At 71.1% G+C, this 17,761-nt stretch carries 16 protein-coding genes; 12 read left to right on the forward strand and 4 right to left on the reverse strand.

The genetic code is table 11. The features are described from left to right. Window positions 1–176: 176 nt before the first annotated feature. Window positions 177–356: a hypothetical protein gene (locus ACWC9T_RS20515; protein ID WP_449822464.1), complete on the forward strand. Its 180-nt coding sequence runs from the start codon at window positions 177–179 to the stop codon at window positions 354–356. Between the two features lie 123 nt (window positions 357–479). Beyond that, a complete protein-coding gene (gene lanM / locus ACWC9T_RS20520; RefSeq protein ID WP_449822465.1) occupies window positions 480–3,692 on the forward strand; it encodes a type 2 lanthipeptide synthetase LanM in 3,213 nt (1,070 codons plus the stop codon). A 153-nt stretch (window positions 3,693–3,845) separates the two neighbouring features. On the opposite strand, the gene ACWC9T_RS20525 is transcribed toward lanM, so the two are convergent. Together ACWC9T_RS20525 and ACWC9T_RS20530 are read right to left on the reverse strand one after the other, a co-directional pair. Beyond that, a complete protein-coding gene (locus ACWC9T_RS20525) occupies window positions 3,846–4,844 on the reverse strand; it encodes a JmjC domain-containing protein (protein ID WP_449822466.1) in 999 nt (332 codons plus the stop codon). A gap of 77 nt (window positions 4,845–4,921) precedes the next feature. Continuing rightward, window positions 4,922–5,956: a cytochrome P450 gene (locus ACWC9T_RS20530; RefSeq protein ID WP_449822467.1), complete on the reverse strand. Its 1,035-nt coding sequence runs from the start codon at window positions 5,954–5,956 to the stop codon at window positions 4,922–4,924. 424 nt (window positions 5,957–6,380) lie between these two features. Here ACWC9T_RS20530 and ACWC9T_RS20535 point away from each other — a divergent pair, with 424 nt between their 5' ends. From ACWC9T_RS20535 to ACWC9T_RS20555, 5 genes are all read left to right on the forward strand, one after another. Continuing rightward, entirely contained in the window at window positions 6,381–6,836 is a 456-nt protein-coding gene (locus ACWC9T_RS20535; protein WP_449822468.1) for a DUF5990 family protein, read from the forward strand. 154 nt (window positions 6,837–6,990) lie between these two features. After that, window positions 6,991–7,593, forward strand: coding sequence for a superoxide dismutase (locus ACWC9T_RS20540; protein ID WP_449822469.1), 603 nt, complete (start codon window positions 6,991–6,993; stop codon window positions 7,591–7,593). Window positions 7,594–7,847: 254 nt separating this feature from the next. Continuing rightward, on the forward strand, window positions 7,848–8,879 hold the full coding sequence (locus ACWC9T_RS20545) for a glycosyltransferase family 2 protein (RefSeq protein WP_449822470.1): 1,032 nt from the start codon (window positions 7,848–7,850) through the stop codon (window positions 8,877–8,879). A 197-nt stretch (window positions 8,880–9,076) separates the two neighbouring features. Beyond that, entirely contained in the window at window positions 9,077–10,216 is a 1,140-nt protein-coding gene (locus ACWC9T_RS20550) for an eCIS core domain-containing protein (RefSeq protein WP_449822471.1), read from the forward strand. Between the two features lie 30 nt (window positions 10,217–10,246). Then, window positions 10,247–10,858, forward strand: a complete 612-nt coding sequence (locus ACWC9T_RS20555; protein WP_449822472.1) for a hypothetical protein — start codon at window positions 10,247–10,249, stop codon at window positions 10,856–10,858. 200 nt (window positions 10,859–11,058) lie between these two features. Here ACWC9T_RS20555 and ACWC9T_RS20560 read toward each other — a convergent pair whose 3' ends face one another. Then, a complete protein-coding gene (locus ACWC9T_RS20560; protein ID WP_449822473.1) occupies window positions 11,059–12,111 on the reverse strand; it encodes a transcriptional regulator in 1,053 nt (350 codons plus the stop codon). Window positions 12,112–12,191: 80 nt separating this feature from the next. On the opposite strand from ACWC9T_RS20560, the gene ACWC9T_RS20565 reads away from it, so the two are divergent. Next, entirely contained in the window at window positions 12,192–12,998 is an 807-nt protein-coding gene (locus tag ACWC9T_RS20565) for an RNA-guided endonuclease InsQ/TnpB family protein (protein ID WP_449822474.1), read from the forward strand. Window positions 12,999–13,146: 148 nt separating this feature from the next. Here the strand turns inward: ACWC9T_RS20565 and ACWC9T_RS20570 are convergent, their stop codons facing one another. Then, window positions 13,147–14,007 carry a tetratricopeptide repeat protein gene (locus ACWC9T_RS20570; RefSeq protein ID WP_449822475.1) on the reverse strand — a complete coding sequence of 287 codons (861 nt, stop codon included), beginning with the start codon at window positions 14,005–14,007 and terminating at the stop codon, window positions 13,147–13,149. Between the two features lie 657 nt (window positions 14,008–14,664). Here ACWC9T_RS20570 and ACWC9T_RS20575 point away from each other — a divergent pair. The 4 genes from ACWC9T_RS20575 (at window position 14,665) to ACWC9T_RS20590 (ending at window position 17,667) form a co-directional block, all read left to right on the forward strand. Then, window positions 14,665–15,411, forward strand: coding sequence for a hypothetical protein (locus ACWC9T_RS20575; RefSeq protein ID WP_449822476.1), 747 nt, complete (start codon window positions 14,665–14,667; stop codon window positions 15,409–15,411). Between the two features lie 96 nt (window positions 15,412–15,507). Then, window positions 15,508–16,422, forward strand: a complete 915-nt coding sequence (locus ACWC9T_RS20580) for an aminoglycoside phosphotransferase family protein (RefSeq protein ID WP_449822477.1) — start codon at window positions 15,508–15,510, stop codon at window positions 16,420–16,422. Between the two features lie 2 nt (window positions 16,423–16,424). Then, window positions 16,425–17,093 carry a class I SAM-dependent methyltransferase gene (locus ACWC9T_RS20585; RefSeq protein ID WP_449822478.1) on the forward strand — a complete coding sequence of 223 codons (669 nt, stop codon included), beginning with the start codon at window positions 16,425–16,427 and terminating at the stop codon, window positions 17,091–17,093. Between the two features lie 46 nt (window positions 17,094–17,139). After that, entirely contained in the window at window positions 17,140–17,667 is a 528-nt protein-coding gene (locus ACWC9T_RS20590; RefSeq protein WP_449822479.1) for an HAD domain-containing protein, read from the forward strand. Window positions 17,668–17,761 lie beyond the last annotated feature (94 nt).

The raw sequence follows: 17,761 nt of genomic DNA on the forward strand, positions 1-17,761 counted from the left end.
GCGAAGGGGCGGGTCGCGGCCTGGGAGAACGGGGCGCGGCGGTCGGGCGGGCGCCGGTTCGATCCTGGCCGAAACAAGGGCCGGCGATGCGCATGCCCCTGGTGTGCCGCGAGGGGTGCTGCCAAGATCCGGATCCGGCACACCCGTGCCAGACCCGAACGTTTTGAGGAGGCAGCATGCAGCCCACGGCTGAGCAGGTTCGCGCACTCAAGGACGAGGACTTCCGGCTCACCCTCGGCCAGGGCCACCAGGTCCACCCGGCCGGGGAGCTCTCGGACGAACTCTACGTGACCGCCGCGGTGCAGAACTCCACCTGTGACGGCTGGTCCAGCTGCGGGCGCGTCTGCAGCTTCTGAGCCCGGGGTCCGGCGCGGACCCCGGTCCCGGTCGTTACGGCCGGGGTCCGCGCCGGACTGGGCGCTTCACGCCCGTTCGAGAGACAGCGCAGAGCAGACAGAACAGAGAGGCAGCACCGCCCCGTGGTCGACGCGTCCGAACTCCTGCGGGCTGCCGCCCGAGCCGTCCCGCTGAGCGCCCGCGGCCGGGCGCCGGAAGGGCCCGATGCGGAGCCCGTCGATGGCACCGAACGCCGTGAGCGCGCCGCCCGGAAGCTGGAGCGCTGGCGGGCCCAGGCGCCGTTCGACCGGGCCGACTGGTTCGCGCGCCGGCTGGCGGCCGACGGCCTCAACCCCGACGCCGTGCGCGCCCTCCTCGCCGAGCACCCGGACGCGCTCGCCGCCCGCCTGGGGTCGCACCCGTGGGCCGAGCAGCTCGCCGCCGCGTTCCACCGGGCGGCCACCCTGGACGTCCCCGAGGAGCACGAGTTCGCCCGCCTCGTCGCCCCGCTGCTCGCCGGCGCCCGCGACCGCCTGTGCGCCGGACTGGCCGCCCTGGACGCCCCCGCCCTCGGCACCCCCGAGGAACTGGCCGCGCTCGCCCTCCCCGCGCTCACCGCCACCGCCCACGCGATGGCGACCCGGACCGTCATCACCGAACTCCATGTCGCCCGGCTCACCGGCGAGTTGACCGGCGACACCCCCGAGCGGCGCTACCGCGACTTCCTCGACCGGCTCACCCGGCCCGAGCGGGCGCTCCGACTCCTCGCCGAGTACCCGGTCCTGGCCTTCCGCCTCGCCACCGCCGCCGAGCAGTGGACGGGCACCACGCTCACCCTGTTCCGTCGCCTCGCCGCCGACCTGCCCGCCCTCGCCCGCACCTTCGCCGACGGTCGCCCGCTCGGCCGGCTCACCCAACTCGCCACCGGGCTCGGCGACCCGCACCGCGGTGGTGCCACGGTCAGTTCACTGTGCTTCGAGCGCGGCCTCCGGATCGTCTACAAGCCGCGGCCGCTCGGGGCCGAGACCCACTTCCAGCAGATCCTGCACCGGCTCAACCCGCAGCTGCGGCTGCCCCTGCGCGACGTCATCCACCTGGCCCGCGACGGCTACGGCTGGGTGGAGCACATCTGCGCCGAACCGGCCCGCGACGCCGACGAGTTGAGCGCCTTCTACCACCGCGCCGGCACCCTCGCCGCGCTGATGTACGTCCTCGACGCGGTCGACTGCCACGCCCAGAACCTGCTCGCCGTCCGGGACCAGCCCGTGCTGATCGACCTGGAGGCGATCCTCCACCCCGACCTGCGCGAGCCCGCCAAGGATCTGTCCGAGTCCGAGCGGCTCGCCCGCCACCAGGCCCGACACTCGGTGCTGCGCTCCGGCCTGCTCCCCGAACGGATGTGGGACGAGGGCAACGGCGGAACCGACCTCTCCGCCCTCGGCTGGGACCCGTCCAGCCTCCCGCCCCGCCCCGCGCCCGTCCTGGTCAACCAGGGGACGGACGAACTCCGCGTGGAGTACCGGAGGTTGCCGGTGGATGCCCCCGGCAGCCGACCCGTTCCGGCCGGGTGGCCGCTGCGACTGGCCGACCACCTGGCGGAGTTGGAGGCCGGCTTCAGTGAGGCCTATCGGCTGCTCGCCGCCGACAAGGAGCAACTCCGCTCGCTGCTAAGCGCGTTCGCGGCCGACGAGACGCGCATGCTGCGCCGTGACACGTACGAGTACCGCAGTCTGCTCAACACCGCCTGCCACCCCGACCTCCTCCGCGACGCCCTCGACCAGGACCGCCACCTCGACCGGATCTGGGCGCTCGTCGGCTGGGAGGAACACGCTCTCGCCTTCGTCGCCCACGAGCGCGCCGACCTGTGGCGCGGCGACGTCCCCGTCTTCACCATCCGCCCCGACAGCGTCGACGCCCGCTCGTCCACCGGTGCCCTCATCCCGGGCGTCACCGACCGACCCGCCCTCGACCTTGCGCTCGCCAAGGCGGATGCCCTCGGTGAGGAGGACCTCGCGCGCCAACTCCAGCTCCTGCGACTCTCGGTGACGACGGTCGACGGGGCACGCGAGCCTCGCCGGGCGGTCGCCGCCCGGCGCGACGTACCCGCTGAGCCGGGGGAGGGGCGCGCCGACCCGGACGAGGGTCCGGCCGCCCGCGCCCTCGACAAGGCCGTCGAAGCCGGTGAGCAGCTGCTCCGCGAGGCCTACCGGGGAAGCGCCGACCTCGCCTGGACCGGCCCCAACTGGGCTCCGCCCGGCCGCTGGGCACCCGCCGAACTCGGCCCCGACCTGTACAGCGGCACGGCCGGGGTGGCCCTCTTCCTCCATCAGCTCGCCACCGTCACCGGCGACCGCGAACACCGGGCGGCGGCCTCCGCAGCCGAACTGACGCTCCGTCGGCAGATCCGGCGGCGCGTCGACCGGCTCGGCGGCGGGCTGTCCGGCACCGGCGGCGTGCTCTACGCACTCGCCCAGCTCGCCGCCCACCACCCGGACTCCGAACTCGACTCGCTCGGCTCCCTGGTCCTCGACCGCATCGCCGCGACCGCGGCCGACGACACCCAGTACGACCTCCTCGCCGGGAACGCGGGCACCATCGGCGGCCTGCTCGCCTGGGCGGCCGTCCGCCCCGGGCCCGCCGTCACCGCCGCGATCGCGGCCTGTGCCGAACGCCTCGTCCAGGCATCCACCCCGCACCCCGAGGGTGGCGCCGGCTGGCTGCCCGCCTCCCTGGCCAGCACTGCCACCCGCCCGCTCGCGGGCTTCGCCCATGGCGGCTCCGGCATCGCCTGGGCGCTGGCCCGGGCCGGGCACCGGCTCGGCGACTCCCGCCTGCCCCGACTCGCCCTCGCCGCCGTCGCGTACGAGCGCACCCTGTTCGACGCCACCACCGCCAACTGGCGCGATGTCCGCGAGGACGGCAGCCCCGACGGCCCCAGCTACCCCGCGCTCTGGTGCCACGGCGCCTCGGGCATCGCGCTGGCCCGCACCGCCCTCGCCCAACTCCTGCCTGAGGCGAGCGAGTCGCTCCTCGTCGAACGCGACACCGCGCTCGGTACGGTCCTGCGGGAGGGATTCGGCCACAACTCCTCGCTCTGCCACGGCGATCTCGGCAACCTGGAGGCCCTCCACCTCGCCGGCGGCTCCTGGCAGGACGCCGCCGAGCGGCAGGCCCACGCCACCCTGGACGCGCTGGAGGCCCGGGGCTGGGCCTGTGGCCTTCCGTACGGGGTCCACAGCCCCTCCCTCATGGTCGGCCTCGCCGGCATCGGCCACGGCCTGCTCCGGCTCGCCGCCCCGGGCACCACCCCGTCCGTCCTCACCCTCGAACCGCCGACTGCCTGTTCCTGGCTTTAACGGCTGGGCCCCGCCTCGTGCGCCGGGCACTGGCGTTGGCGTGGGCGGCGGACTGCTGGACCTCCAGCGCGACCGCGCCATCCCGACCCGGCGGGCGGGGACTGACCCATCGATGCCGCCGGGCGGACGGCTCCGCGCCGTCCGCCCGCAGTGTCAGTGCCCGGTACGGGCTGCGGCGCGTAGCCTGCGCCAGGTGCGGCCGACGGACGAAAGCCCGGTCCGCCCGGAGCCTTCGCCCGCCCAGCTCCGGGCCGTCCCGGCGAACGTGTCCGAGGTCCTTGCGGCCGGTCGCTTCGCCTGCCCGGCCCGGGCAACGCGCAGCAGGTCCTCCGGTGCGACGGTGTCGAGCTTCGCCCGGGCGTGGCCGAGCAGCGTGGCGCAGGCCTCGGCGATCGCGGCCTCGCCCAGCGGGCGGGTGGGCAGGGCCAGCCCGTCGGACAGCAGCTGCTCCAGGGCCGTCCGCAGGTCGGGGAGGGCGAGGTCGCGGACCGTCAGTGACAGGTGGCCGGACAGCCCGTCGGCGCCGACCGCGCGGTGTGCGAAGGCGCGCGGGACGTAGAGCACGTCGCCGGGTTCGAGGACGCTGTGCAGGCGCCGCGGGGAGTGCTCGTCGTCGGGGAGCTCGCCCAGCGACCACTCCGCCGCGGCCGGCGCGTCGTGGACGTACCAGGTTTTGCGTCCGGCGACCTGGAGGACGAACACGTCGGCGTCGTCGCGGTGCACCGCCAGGCCCTGGCCGCCGGCGGGCGTGAGGAAGAAGAACGCCTCCACGCGCCGGTCGAGCTCCTCGGACAGCCGCGCCACCAGCTCGCCCGTCGGGCCGTGCCACTGGTCGACGCAGCGCAGGAGCAGCGTCGCCCCCGTGCGCAGCAGCGCCAGGACCTTCGCACGGTCGGCGAAGCCGTGGTGGGTGGTGCCGTTGACCACGCGCGAGGTGGTGTAGGCCTCGGGCGGGATGACGACCTTGTCGGAGCGGACCAGCTCCAGGTAGGGGGTGCGCAGCAGCCCGCCGTCGAAGGCGGCGTCCAGTGCGTCGAGGTCGAACGGCGAGGTGGGCCGCTCCGGTGAGAAGACCGCGGGCTCGCGCTGCCACTGGAGGGAGGCGAAGCCGTCGAGGTCGCCGACCCAGTCGGCCAGCGTGGGCGATTCCATGGCGTGTCCTGTGGTCTGTCCTACGGTCTGTCCTGCGGTCCGTCCTGCACTGAGTGCTGCGCCGTGTCCCGTGGTACTCACGAGCGGGAGTCTGCCTCGAACCGTACGGCGAGCAGGGAGCGCAGGGGGACGGGCGCGTCCTGCTGCGGGTCGCGGATGGCGAGCCCGTGGTCGAGGGCGACGGTCAGCAGGCGCTCGGCCAGCGGCACGACCAGGTGCTTGGCCCAGCAGCGGGCGCCGTCGAAGCCGAACGGCATGAATCCCGGTGTCTTCTCCGGGTCCGCCACGTCGGCCCACCGTTCGGGCCGGAACTCCAGCGGGTCGGACCAGTAGTCCGGGTGGCGGTGCATCAGCAGCGGGAGGAGCGCGACGTTGTCCTCGGGGCGGATCTCGGGGTGCAGTCCGGTGTACGCCCCGCCGGCCTTGCGGTAGAGCATCCAGGCGGGCGGGAGCAGCCGCAGGGTCTCCCACAGGGCCGTCGTGAGGTCGTTCCCGGGTCGCCCGGCCCGCCCCATGAGCCACAGGGTGTTGCCGGTCAGGGCGGCGACGCCGTCGCAGAGGGTGGCCGTCGCCCGCCGGTACATCGCGATCGCCTGCCTGCGTTCCTGGGTGTCGGCGGCGCCGCGGATCAGCTCGGCGAGTGCGGTGGACGTGCCGCGGGCCTCGGATCCCGGCCAGGCGGTGACGGCGCGGTCGACGAGCCGGGAGAGCGTGTCGGAGCGTGTGATCCCGCGTTTCGACAGCAGGGAGACCGGTAGCGGGTCGGAGGCGAAGAGCCACCGGCGCAGGTACGAGGTGGCCGCGTAGGGCCAGCCGCCGGACAGCCCGCGCGCCGGGGGCGGCGGCGTCCGGATGCCGGCCATGACGTCCTGCCCGAGCGCGCGGATCGTCCGGGTCGCGCTGTCGTGCGGGATGTCGGCGCCAGCGGCGGGCTTGTAGACCGAGCGCTCCGTCGACAGCACGGGGCGGGCCGCGACGATCCGGGCCGTCAGGTCGCAGTCGGAGACGCCGACCGTGGTGGCGTCGATCCGGAATACTTTCCGGTCCCTGGCCAGCAGGTCCTGAATTCGCGGGGCGTAGACGACGGAATGGTCGCGCGCCGTGTTCGGCACTATTTCATGCACGATAATCCCGCCTCCATGGGAATGGCGATGAAATGCGGCGCCGGCGGAGGCGGCGGCACGGCCGCCGCCTCCGCCGACCGTGGTGCATCAGATGACGTGCAGGACCCACGCGTGGTTGGCCAGGTCCTCGTCCTTCTTGAACTTCTGCACGAGCGCCTTGATCATCTTCATGACTACTCCCCATTCCGGGATTTTGGGCGCGGCGAATAGGTGTGGCCGCGCCGGCGGTGAAGTTCGGCAATCCGGTCCGGAAGGCCGAACGACTTCATCTAGCCCTGGACCCTAGCCGAAATCCAGCGTTCCTGACACCTCTTTGGCAACTCGTGCTTCATTTTCGCGCCGCGTTGGCGTCAATTCTTGGAGAATTCGTTATAACCTTTTCCGGACGTCCGTCGTGGGGGACCATGGCGACATGGAGCTGAGGATCGAGGCCACCGACCTGCCGGGCCGTGAGTGCGGTGCCGGGCCCGGGTTCCCGGGGTGCCGGGACATCCACGTCGCCGTCCAGCGCCGGCGCCGCCCGGCCGAGTTGCTCGACCCCCACCCCGGGGACGTGCCGCGGGCGCGTTGGTCGCTGGAGTGCGAGGCGAAGCGACTGCCGGACGGAGTGGTGGACGTCACCGGCCGGTACGTCCAGGGCGGGCCGGGCGGCCGGTTCGTCTACCTGAACTGGGTCGCCGGGGACGGCGCCGCCCGGTCGCTGTTCCGCCGGGCCAAGCTGCTGCTGGCGGCGGTGGACCCGGTGACCGTGGAGACGGCCGTGGCGGGCGGGCTGCTGGTGGCCCGCCTCGGCCTGACGGACGCCAAGGGGCACCCGCTGTGCGCCGCCGTGCGCCCGCCGCTGGTCACCTGGTCGACTGAGGGCTGAGCGCCGCGTGCTCCAGCGGCGCCGACGGGTCCGTCGTGTGTCCGTGGTGCCTGGAATAAGCAAGAGCTTAGATATCGCTCCTGCAACAGATGCGCAATAGTGTTACCCCGGCACGATCACCGTCGTTCAACCTGCCGAAAGGGGCCGTGTCCTGATGGGCACCTACACGCTTCCCGACCTGCCGTACGACTACTCCGCACTGGAGCGGGCCATGTCGGCCGAGATCCTGGAGCTGCACCACTCCAAGCACCACGCCGCGTACGTGAAGGGCGCCAACGACACCCTGGAGCAGCTGGCCGAGGCCCGTGACAAGGAGCAGTTCGGCGGCCTGGTCGGCCTGCAGAAGACCTTCGCCTTCCACCTCTCCGGCCACGTGCTGCACTCGCTGTTCTGGCAGAACCTCTCCCCGGAGGGCGGTGACCGCCCCGAGGGCGAGCTGGCCGATGCCATCGCCGAGCACTTCGGCAGCTTCGAGGCCTTCAAGAAGCAGCTCTCAACCGCCACCACGGGCGTCCAGGGCTCGGGCTGGGGCATCCTCTCCTGGGAGCCCCTCGGCCAGCGCCTGATCGTCGAGCAGGTCTACGACCACCACGGCAACGTGGGCCAGAACACCACCCCGCTGCTCGCCTTCGACGCCTGGGAGCACGCGTACTACCTGCAGTACCGCAACGTCCGCCCGGACTACGTCACCCGTCTGTGGGACGTCGTCAACTGGCAGGACGTCCAGGCCCGCTTCGCGGCCGTCAACAGCGCCTGACCCGGCTCAGGCGACGGAGAGCCCCGGCCCGGTCGGGCGGTCCGGGGCCCTCCCCCCCCTCTCCCGGGCGTCAACGGGGCGCGTGGGCGACGCGGAGCGTTGACGCCGGACACGGTCGGCTCACCGAGACGAAGGCTTGACGCCACCCGTTGTTCGCCCGGAAACGGCCTCCGGCCGCTACGCTCGGACCACCGTCGGTAACCGGCGGTCGGCGGCCGCACGGCCCGTCCGCTCCTGAGCGAAAGGCCGTTCGGATGGCCCCGCGTCTCTCCGTCGTCGTCCCGATCCACAACGTCGAGCGCTACCTCAGGGAGTGCCTGGACTCGATCGCGGCACAGACGTTCGAGGACTTCGAGTGCGTCATGGTCGACGACGGTTCGACCGACGACGGGCCGCTCATCGCCAAGGCGTACGCCGCCACGGACCGGCGCTTCCGGCTCGTCCAGCAGGAGAACAAGGGCCTCGGCGCAGCCCGCAACACCGGCTGGCGCCACCTCACCCCCGGCACCGACTACCTGGCCTTCGTCGACAGCGACGACACCCTGCCGCCGCACGCGTACGAGCTGATGATCCGCACGCTGGACGAGACCGGCTCCGACTTCGCCGCCGGCAACGCGCTGCGGCTGCGCACCACCGGCCTCACCCCCTCGCACGCCCACCGCCGCCCGTTCCGGGAGACCCGGCTGCGCACCCACGTCAGCGAACTGCCCGCCCTGGTCACCGACCGCACCGCCTGGAACAAGGTCTACCGGCGCTCCTTCTTCGACGCCGCGGGCATCCGCTACCCCGAGGGCATCCTGTACGAGGACGCCCCGGTCAGCGTGCCCCACCACTTCCTCGCCGAGCGGGTCGACGTGCTCGCCGACCCGATCTACCACTGGCGGGTCCGCGAGGACGGCGAGCTGTCCATCACCCAGAAGAAGACCGACCCGCGCGGTCTGATCGACCGGGTCCGCTCGATGGAACTCGTCCGGGAGTGGCTGCTCGCCCGGCCCGAACCCGCGTTCGCCGAGCACCTGCGCGCCTACGACCGGAACTGCCTGGTCGAGGAGATCCCGATGTTCTTCTGGTCCCTCCCGGACGGTGACCGCAACTACTGGGAGGTCTACCAGCGGCACGTCAGCCGACTGCTCGGCGCCATCGGCCCCGACCGGCTGGACGGCCTGAGCGCCCAGCTGCGGATCAAGTACCGCCTGACACTGGCCGACGCGATGGCCCGCTTCATGGCCCTTCAGCGCCTGCACCGCTCCGTCCGCCGCACCCGCCAGGCCGTCAGGCGTCGGTGAGTTCACGGACCCGTCGCCTGGACCACCGACGTACAGCCGCACGGCCTGGTGGAGCCCATCGCCGCGGTGGTCGACCAGGACATCGCGGCTTGCCCCCGACACTGCCCCGCCGGTCCTTGCCCTCACCCCGGAGATCGTCGTAGACCGGCTCTGACACGCCGCGACTACGGCTCCAATCGCCTGTCCAGGAGGTGGATGTGCACGCGCACGACCAGCGATCGCAGGGCAAGTCCGAGCACCGTGAACACAGCCGACCGACCGCACGGCAGCAGCCCGCGCCGCTTCACCTCCAGTCGATCCGTGCGCTGCAGCGCACCATCGGCAACGCAGCCGTCGTCCAACTGCTCAGTCAACAGCGGCAGTCGGAGTCCCCGGTGCAGCGCTCGACCGTCCACCAGGTGCTGCGGTCGCCGGGCCGCCCACTGGCCGACGACATGCGGGCGGAGATGGAGGCCCGCCTGGGCGCCGACTTCAGCGGCGTGCGGATCCACGACGACCCCGCCGCGGCCCGCTCCGCAGCCGAGATCAGCGCCCGCGCCTACACCTCCGGCGAGCACATCGTGCTCGGCCACGGCGGCACCGACAAGCACACGCTGGCCCACGAGCTCACCCACGTCATCCAGCAGCGCTCGGGCCCCGTGGCCGGTACCGACCAGGGCAACGGACTGTCCGTCAGCGACCCCGGCGACCGCTTCGAGCGCGCCGCCGAGGCGAACGCCGTTCGGGCGCTGAGTCGGACGATACCTCCGTCCGTCCAGCGGGCCGCCGCTCAAGTCCATGCGCCCGGGCCGGAGTTGCCGGTGCAACGAGCCTTCGCCGGCAAGCCGTACGTCACCTACGGTGCGCTGAACGGAAACGGCGTCGGCACCTCGATGCATGCCGAACTCTGGCCCGGGCAGCTCGGCAAGGGCTCCAAGCCCAGCGTCCAGCCGTCCTGGTGGCCGACCGGGAGCGGCGCGACCGCCGACTGGTTCAGCAAGTACATGGTGCAGGGGCACCTGCTCAACGAGCAGGTCGGCGGCCCCGGCAACACCATGAGCAACCTGACTCCGCTCTGCAAGTCCGCGAACTCGGCGCACCACGCGAAGGTCGAGAAGGACGTCAAGGCCGAGGTGCTGACCAACGGCAACGTGGTCGAGTACGCCGTGACGGCCGACTACAGCACCCACCCGGCCGGGAAGGACTTCGCGCCGCTCGCGCCCTCGGTGGAGGCCGACATCGACGCCAACTACTCCGCCAAACTCGCCGGCAAGATCGAGGCCGAGTACACCGTCTACGACACCGCCGGCAACGAACTGCGCGGCGACGCGTGGGAGATCGAGAACAACCGGCTGTAGCACCTGCTGGCGCCTGCGAAGGAGACGTACGTGATCACCCCCAGCGCCCGGCTGGCCGCGATGATCGCCGACCTGGAATGCAACCCCCGCGTGCAGCTCCTGGAGGCCACCGTCGCACCACCGACCCCACCATCCGACATCGAACTCGCCATCCGCCTGGCCCACGGCCGCCTCCCGACCGGCGTCGAGGCCTTCTACCGCGAAGTCGGCGCGGTCCGCCTGAGGTGGCGCCACACCATTCCCGAGCTCCTCCACGGCGACCTCTCGGACCAGGGCCTCATCAACCTTCTCCCGCTGCGCGAAGTCTTCGCCGACTGGTACGGCGTCACCTGGCACTCGCCACAGGATCAGGAGTACCGCCCCGTCAAACCCTTCGACATGTTCGTCCCCGAGGCCTGCGCGGCGTTTGTTCCCCCCCTCGACTCCGTCCACTACCACTACTTCGGCGAGGAGCTGTACGACACCGGGTACTCGTTCGACGCCTACCTGGAACGGCTGCTCGCCTCCCGCGGCTACTGGTACTGGCCGCAGACGCTCTGCCGGGAGTTGGAGGAGAGCACGGAGGTCACCGCGTTCCGTCGCGCGATGCCAGTGATCTTTCCGGACTACGACGACGCACTGTTCCGGCCGATGCGACGCTGAACCGGTGGTGCTCGTGCCACTCCCGCGCCAGAGCGGGTGGCACGAGCGCGTCCGAGGGGGCGGTGCGACGGGTGGGCCGGCGGCGGGTGGGCCGGCGGCGGGCCCATCCGGGTCCGCCCCCTGGCCGCGGGGGACAAGGTCAAGTTGACAGATCCGGCATCACCAGTACGGCCGGGTGTGCCTTCCGCGTTTGTCGCGATCTACTGCTCGCTGGCTCGGTGAACAGCGTCGTCGGGGAACTGCAACAGCGTCCGTCGGTGCTTCCAGGCAAGTCGCAGGAGGGTCGCACCAGCGGGCTGCATCGGCTCTGCGCCGGTGAGTCGATCCACCTGCTCGGCCGTGAACGGGATGCCCGCCGAGCGTCCTCTCGCATCCTCCAGCCCCACCCGGTGGCCCTCGTCGTTGGTGGAGACGATGCGCTGGAAGGTCTCGTCGAACAGGTCGGCATCGAACACTGCCACCGTGAGCATGTCGGTGACGAACGTCAGCGGATCCATCCCGAGACCCAGCCAGAACACCCGCAGGCTGCCGGCCTTGCGTGCTGCGGTGAGCGCTTTGTTCAGGGGCCAGGCCGCGTAGTCGACGGGTGCCTGGTCGCTTCCGTAGTCCTCTGCCTCACCGAGGAGTTCCTCGCTCAGCTCCCGCAGGATAGAACGCCACAGGTCGAAGTCGTTCTCCTCATTCCACGGTGCGTCGTGCGAGGCCTGGAACATCCCGACCGGCACCACCTGGTAGAGGCCGCCGCCGCTGGCCACCTTCGCGGGGTCGCGCCAGTGCAGCACGAACTCGGCGTCGCCGGTGCGGCGGTCGTGCCGGATGGTCAGCGTGCTGGTGGCCGCCATGACGGGGCGGCGGGCGAGGTCGGTCGCATCGCCGATGGCGGCTCGGAACGGTGTGTGCCGCTTCGGCCCTGCCAGAACGGCCGAGGCGTACTCATGGGCGGCGGCCTCGCAGACGTTGATGACGTCGAAGTACCGCCCGCGCCCAAACGTCAGCGTTGGCCCGGTTGCGCCCGGCTCGACCTCCAACAGCCGATAGCAGCCGCGGTTCTCGAACAACCCCGGCTTGGCGAGATCCCGGACGGCACCCGCGTAGTAGCGATAGGGCGTGCCGTCGCCCCGCCGGGGCCGCATGTGGTCGAGCTCTGCCTCGCCTCCGTCCAGGCCCGTGGCGGGCGCGTCCGGCTGCCAGCGCAGCCGGACGCACTCAAGGGGCACCGGCCGCTCCGCAATCCAGTGCCGGCGGGCAAGCAAAGGCGTCCCTGGGACCAGATGCTCGGGAGAGTTCTCGGCCAGTACCCGCCGAGGCCGCGCAGCCGTACGACGACCGCTGCTTGTCCTGGCAGTTGGACCAGCGGACCGTCTCCGTCTGGACCACTGGCGGCCGGTTGAAGAACGTTCGATTCGTCTGCTCCGCCGACACGCTCAAGATGCTCCGCGAGCACCGGCAGGGCGAGTCCGACCTGATCGAACGCGACGGCGTGTTCTACCTGGTCGCCACCTGCGACGTTCCCGAAGCCCCGATGAACGACGCCCCCTGCGGGTTCGTCGGCGTGGATCTCGGCATCGCCAACATCGCCACCACCAGCACCGGCTACCGGGCCGCCGGGCGCGGCCTGAACCGTCACCGCAAGCGGCAACTCGACCTCCGCAAGAAGCTGCAGGCCAAGGGTACCAAGGCCGCCAAACGGCTGCTCAAGAAGCGCTCCCGCAAGGAGGCCCGGCACACCGCCAACGTCAACCACATCGTCTCCAAGACCATCGTCACCACCGCTGAACGCACCGGCTCCGGTATCGCCCTGGAAGATCTGACGGGTATCCGCGACCGGGTACGGCTCCGCAAGGACCAGCGGGCCACTGTGCACTCGTGGAGCTTCCACCAGCTCGCCGCCTTCGTGGAGTACAAGGCGAAGCGTGCCGGGGTGCCGCTGGTGTACGTCGACCCGGCGTACACCAGCCAGGAATGCTCCGAGTGCCACCACATCGACCGGAAGAACCGGACGACACAAGCACTGTTCGCCTGCCGGTCCTGCGGGACCGTCATGCGCGCGGACGACAACGCGTCCCACAACATCGCCCGCAAGGGCGAGACCGTGTGGACTGCGGGGCGTGAGTCACGCGTGCCAGCCACCGCGACATAGGTGGCTCAGACGTGGGAGGCCATGCGGTAGCCAGCCGCCCCCTACCCACAAGCCCGGTCTTCAGGGCCGGGTCAAGTTGACGAAGGCCCGAACCCGTCGCCGCTGTTCACTGCTGTCCGATGGATTCGGCTGGTCGTCTGCCACCGATTCACCCTAGCGCCGAGGCACGCTCTTCCAGTTCTTCGACACCGGGGACGTCGCGAAGGCGGTAGAGGCGGGCTCGCATGTCGTTGACGGCGTCCTGGACCTTGATGGAGCGGATGCCGTCCGCGCAGTCGAGGAAGTCGTTCCAGGAGGCGAGGGCGCCGTCGATGTCATCCTGACGTAGGTGGACGGTGCCGAGGTCGGCGAGGACGATCGCGCGGGTGCGGCGGCGGTCGAGGCCGTGGATGTCGAGCGCGTGGTGGAGGTGGTCCTGCGCGCTGGTGTAGTCGCCGAGTCGGGCGAGGATCATGCCGGACTCATGGGCCCACCGGCCGATGCTGTAATGCGAGGCCCATGACTCGCCCGGGGCGTCGGTGGCACGTTCGATCGCGGTCTGCGAGGCCGACAGCGCGGCGGTCGCGGTGCGCCGGTCGCCGTCGAGGGCGGCAGCGTTGGCCAGGGTGGCCTGGTAGTAGGCCAGGGCCCGGGGTGAGTCGAGGGTCTTGGCCTGGTCGACGCACTCCTCCGCTATCCGCACGGCGGTGGGTCTGAAGCCGAGGTCGATGGCCTGGACGGCAAGGCCACGGAGGGCGGTGGCAGCGAGTTCGGCGTCGCCGGCCTCGGAGGCCAGGCGGAACGAGTGGGCGTAGTACTGCTGGGCGGCGTCCTGGTTGCCCTCGTCCTGGGCCATCCATCCGGCCAGGTGCACTAGTTGGGACGTGGCCGCGAAGAGCTCGCGGCCGACGGCTTCGCTCCAGGTGCCGTCCAACCAGGGGGCGACGTCGTCGTGGAGGTAGCGGACGGCGAGGTGGCGGGCGTGTCCGCCGCCGAGTTCTGCTGCCGCGTCGCCGAGTGACTTGGTCATTTGGCCGATCGCTGCGACCTCGCCCCGGCCGACTTGGACCTTGCCACCGGACGTGAGTCGCACGCGCCGGAGCACGGCGTCGGGGTCAGGCAGGCCCAGCGCCGCGAGCGCGTAGGCGCTGGAGGCGGCTACGAATCCCCGGCGATCCACCACGTCCCTCCGGCTCAGCTCGATGACGGAATCCACGGTATCGCCAGTTCCGGTCTTTTCCTGACCAGTTGGCGGGCTGCTAACCGTTTCTGCTAGGTCGATGCCCAGAACCGAGATCAGGTAAGGCATCCAGTACTTCGGGACGCGCCCTCCGCGCTCCCAGCGGGAGACCTGGCCACGATCCGGCCCCGCGCCGCCCTTCCCCTCTGCTTCGCCGAGTTCGCGACCGAGTCTGGGCTGCGACCAACCCTTCCTTTCCCGAGACATCCTGATCAGGTCTGCGACGGTCGCGGATCCCCCTGACACGGCGCCCTCCCTCGGGCCGACACCTGGCCCACAGCGGTCGACAACTGGCCGACATCTGGTCCACACTCTGGCACCTTATCCGTTTGCGTGCATGGCTGTTGACTGAGAGTCAACCGCTCGGGTGTCGAGAGACCTTTTCCCGGGCGGCTCGCCCAGCCGATAGGCGCCCTGAAGGGGCGTCCCACCCGAACGGAGACACACGTGACCACCGTCGACACCGCGACGATCACCGCCGAGCTGCCCGAGGCGTTCGACCCGCGCTGGAACCGGCTGCCCGGCATCACCGTGGACGGCAAGAAGATCACCCTCGACCCGGAGGAGTACTTCTTCCGGTTCGAGGCCAACTCCTGGCTCGTCATCGACTGGCAGACCGTGAAGGACAGCCTTCTGGACGTGGACGAGACCGAGGAGGCCGCCGTCGAGCAGATGGCGCTGGAGTTCATCAAGGCCCACGGCCGCTCGACCAGCGACGCGGGCGAGGTCCTGGCCATTGCCCACCAGGTCTACTCGTACCTGTTCCGCGACGAGCACCTGGCGGCCCTGGGCCTGCCGCGCGTCACCGCTGAGCACCTGCGGATGCTCCGTGAGGCGGCCACGTTCATGGCCCTCAACAAGGTCGAGCTGAACGGCCACATTTCCAACGTCGGGCCGTGCTGGTTCTTCCCCTCCGCCACCGGGGTCGTCTTCGACCTTTCCGAGGAGGACGGCCAGATGCTGGACGAGGTCTACCACGGTGGCTGGTTCAACGAGCACCGGCGGATCGAGGGCATCAAGGCCCACACCGCGCTCGGCGGCCGGCTGGTCCACGGCTGTCAGTCCGTTCCCGACCAGTCCGGCGGAGTCGTCGCCCCCTACGGCGCCTCCATGGCCCGCTTCCGCGAGGAGCTGACCGGCATGAAGGCCGGGTGGATCGAGCAGGTCGACTCCTACCGTGTGATCGCGGCCTGATCCTTGCGTTGACTCGGGTCCGGGGCGGCAAGCGCGCTGCCGCCCCGGACCCAAGCGCCCCAAACTAACCAGCCCGAACGAACGGAAACGTTTCCCGTGGACGCCGTACTCGTCACCGCCATCCTCGCCGATATCTGCTCCAGCACCGGTTACCCCCAGCCCGTCCGCGAGAAGGTGAGGGTGTGGGGCATGTCCGGCGTCGAACGCCTGCGCTTCGACGCCGGTCGCACCGCGATCTACAAGTACGCCGTCGAGCCGTTCGACGGCGAGGACCAGATCCTCCGCGCAGCCAGCCGCGCCGGCATCCCGGTGCCGCAGGTCATCGGCTCCATCGCCCGGGAGGGCACGCTCGGTATGGTGATCGAGGACCTGGGAGAGCCAGTCCGCGAAGCGGAGGACACCGACGGCGTCGTGGCCGCCGTCGCGCTCCATGAGGCCTCTGCCGCCGCGTCGCTGCCGGTCATGGACGAGGCCGCCCTCGCCGCTCTTCCTGAACTGGCGCTCGGCCACCTCAGCCGACTGGGCGAGGCCGGCCGCTGGACCGAAGGCACTGCGGACATCACCGCGATGCTGGAGACTCTCGCGGTGTCGGCTAGCAAGCGCGCGGGCGGCGCCGAGATCGCCCCGTTCGGCTGGGTGCATTCGGAGTTCCACCCCACGAGCCTTCATCTCGGGGAAGACGGTTGGTGCCTGCTTGACTTCGCCCGCGCGTTCACCGGCCCTGGCCTGCTCGACCTCGCCTCCTGGCACGGCACCATCAGCGCCCCCGACCCTGTTCGACTGCGGAACTTCATCGAGGCCTACGTCGCCAGCGGTGGCGCGAAGGACGCGCTTGCCGAACGCGGCGGCCTGGCCGCCGAGCATTGGGCCCTCGGCTGGCACCGGGTCTGGGCCGTGGAGTGGTTCATGGAGCAGGCCATCAAGTGGATCAACGATCCGGAGAGCGATCCGGCCTACATCAACGCCGTCCGCCGACACCTGACCACAGGCGTCAGCCTTCTGGAAGCCTGACGGTGGACGTCTGGGACGTCCACGCCAACCAGCGACTGGCCAACGGGTCACCGCGACCCCTGGCGCCACCCGGCCGGATGGAGTGGACCCAACGGCCGGGGATCGGCCCTGGCGCCGAGATCTTGGGCAGCGATCTGGCCGGGCGGCGGATCGTGGAACTCGGCTGCGGCCCTGGCCACAACACCGCCTATCTGGCGAGCCTCGGCGCCAATGTCACCGGGATCGACAGCTCCCGTAGTCAGATCTGCCGGGCCGTTGGTCACTACGGGCACACCGGAGCCGAGTTCGTCCGCTCCACGGCGAGCGCCTACCTGAATCGCGAGCGCGACCGGCTGGACGCCATCGTGTCCGTCTTCGGCGTGATCGGCCTGACTGAGCCGTTCGAGCTCCTCTACGCGTGCTCCCGCCGCCTCGGCCGCAAGGGCGTGCTCGCCTTCTCCATCCCGCACCCGCAGCGGACCGGCGCTATCCCGGCCGGGCGCCGCACCTGCGAGCAGGTGCTCCTGCCCGACGGTACCCCGGCAGGGATGGAGCGCTGGGAGGCCGCCCCGGCCGCCTGGGTGCGGGCCCTCAACCGCGTCGGCCTGTTGGTCACCGACGTGCACCACCTCTTCGCTCCGGCCGACGCGCATTGGCCGACCACCCTCCTGATCACCGCACGGAAGCCCTGACACCCGACTCGTCATAAGGAGTCACACAGTGCACAACTCCCCGTTCATGTTGCTGGACATCGACGGCGTCCTCGTCCCGTTCCCCGCCGCCGACGGCACCACGCCGAGCACCCACACCCGTCACCAGGTTCGGACCAGCAACGTTGCCAAGCCGTTCTGGGTCTGGCTCAACCCGGTTCACGGCACGCTGATCACCGACGCCATCGACACCGGCCTCGTGCGGCCGGTGTGGTGCACGAGCTGGCGCTTCGACGCCCGCCGCATCATCGCTCCGCTGCTGGGGGTGCCGGACTTCGACCACATTGAGCTGCCCAACCTGCCGATCACCACCAGCCACCCGGACGGCTACCTGTGGAAGCGCAACCACGTAGCCGACTGGCTCTCCGGCGCCCCTGTGGTGTGGATCGACGACGACTTCACCCGGTTCGACCACCAGTGGGCCGCCGACCGCAGCGCCTTCGGTAACCCGACCCTGCTGATCCAGCCCGACCGGAGCGTCGGCATCCAACCGGAACACATCATGAGCGCGCTGGAATGGGCTGTCTCTCTTGGCGTGACCAAGAAGGCGGCCTGATGTCCAGCCAGCAGCGGTGCCAGAGCGCTACTGGCTCGGCGTCCTCGTCAGCGTCGATTGGCCAGCTACGTCGCGGTCTCGGCACTGCCGAGAC

It is taken from the genome of Kitasatospora sp. NPDC001159 (genome assembly GCF_053598235.1).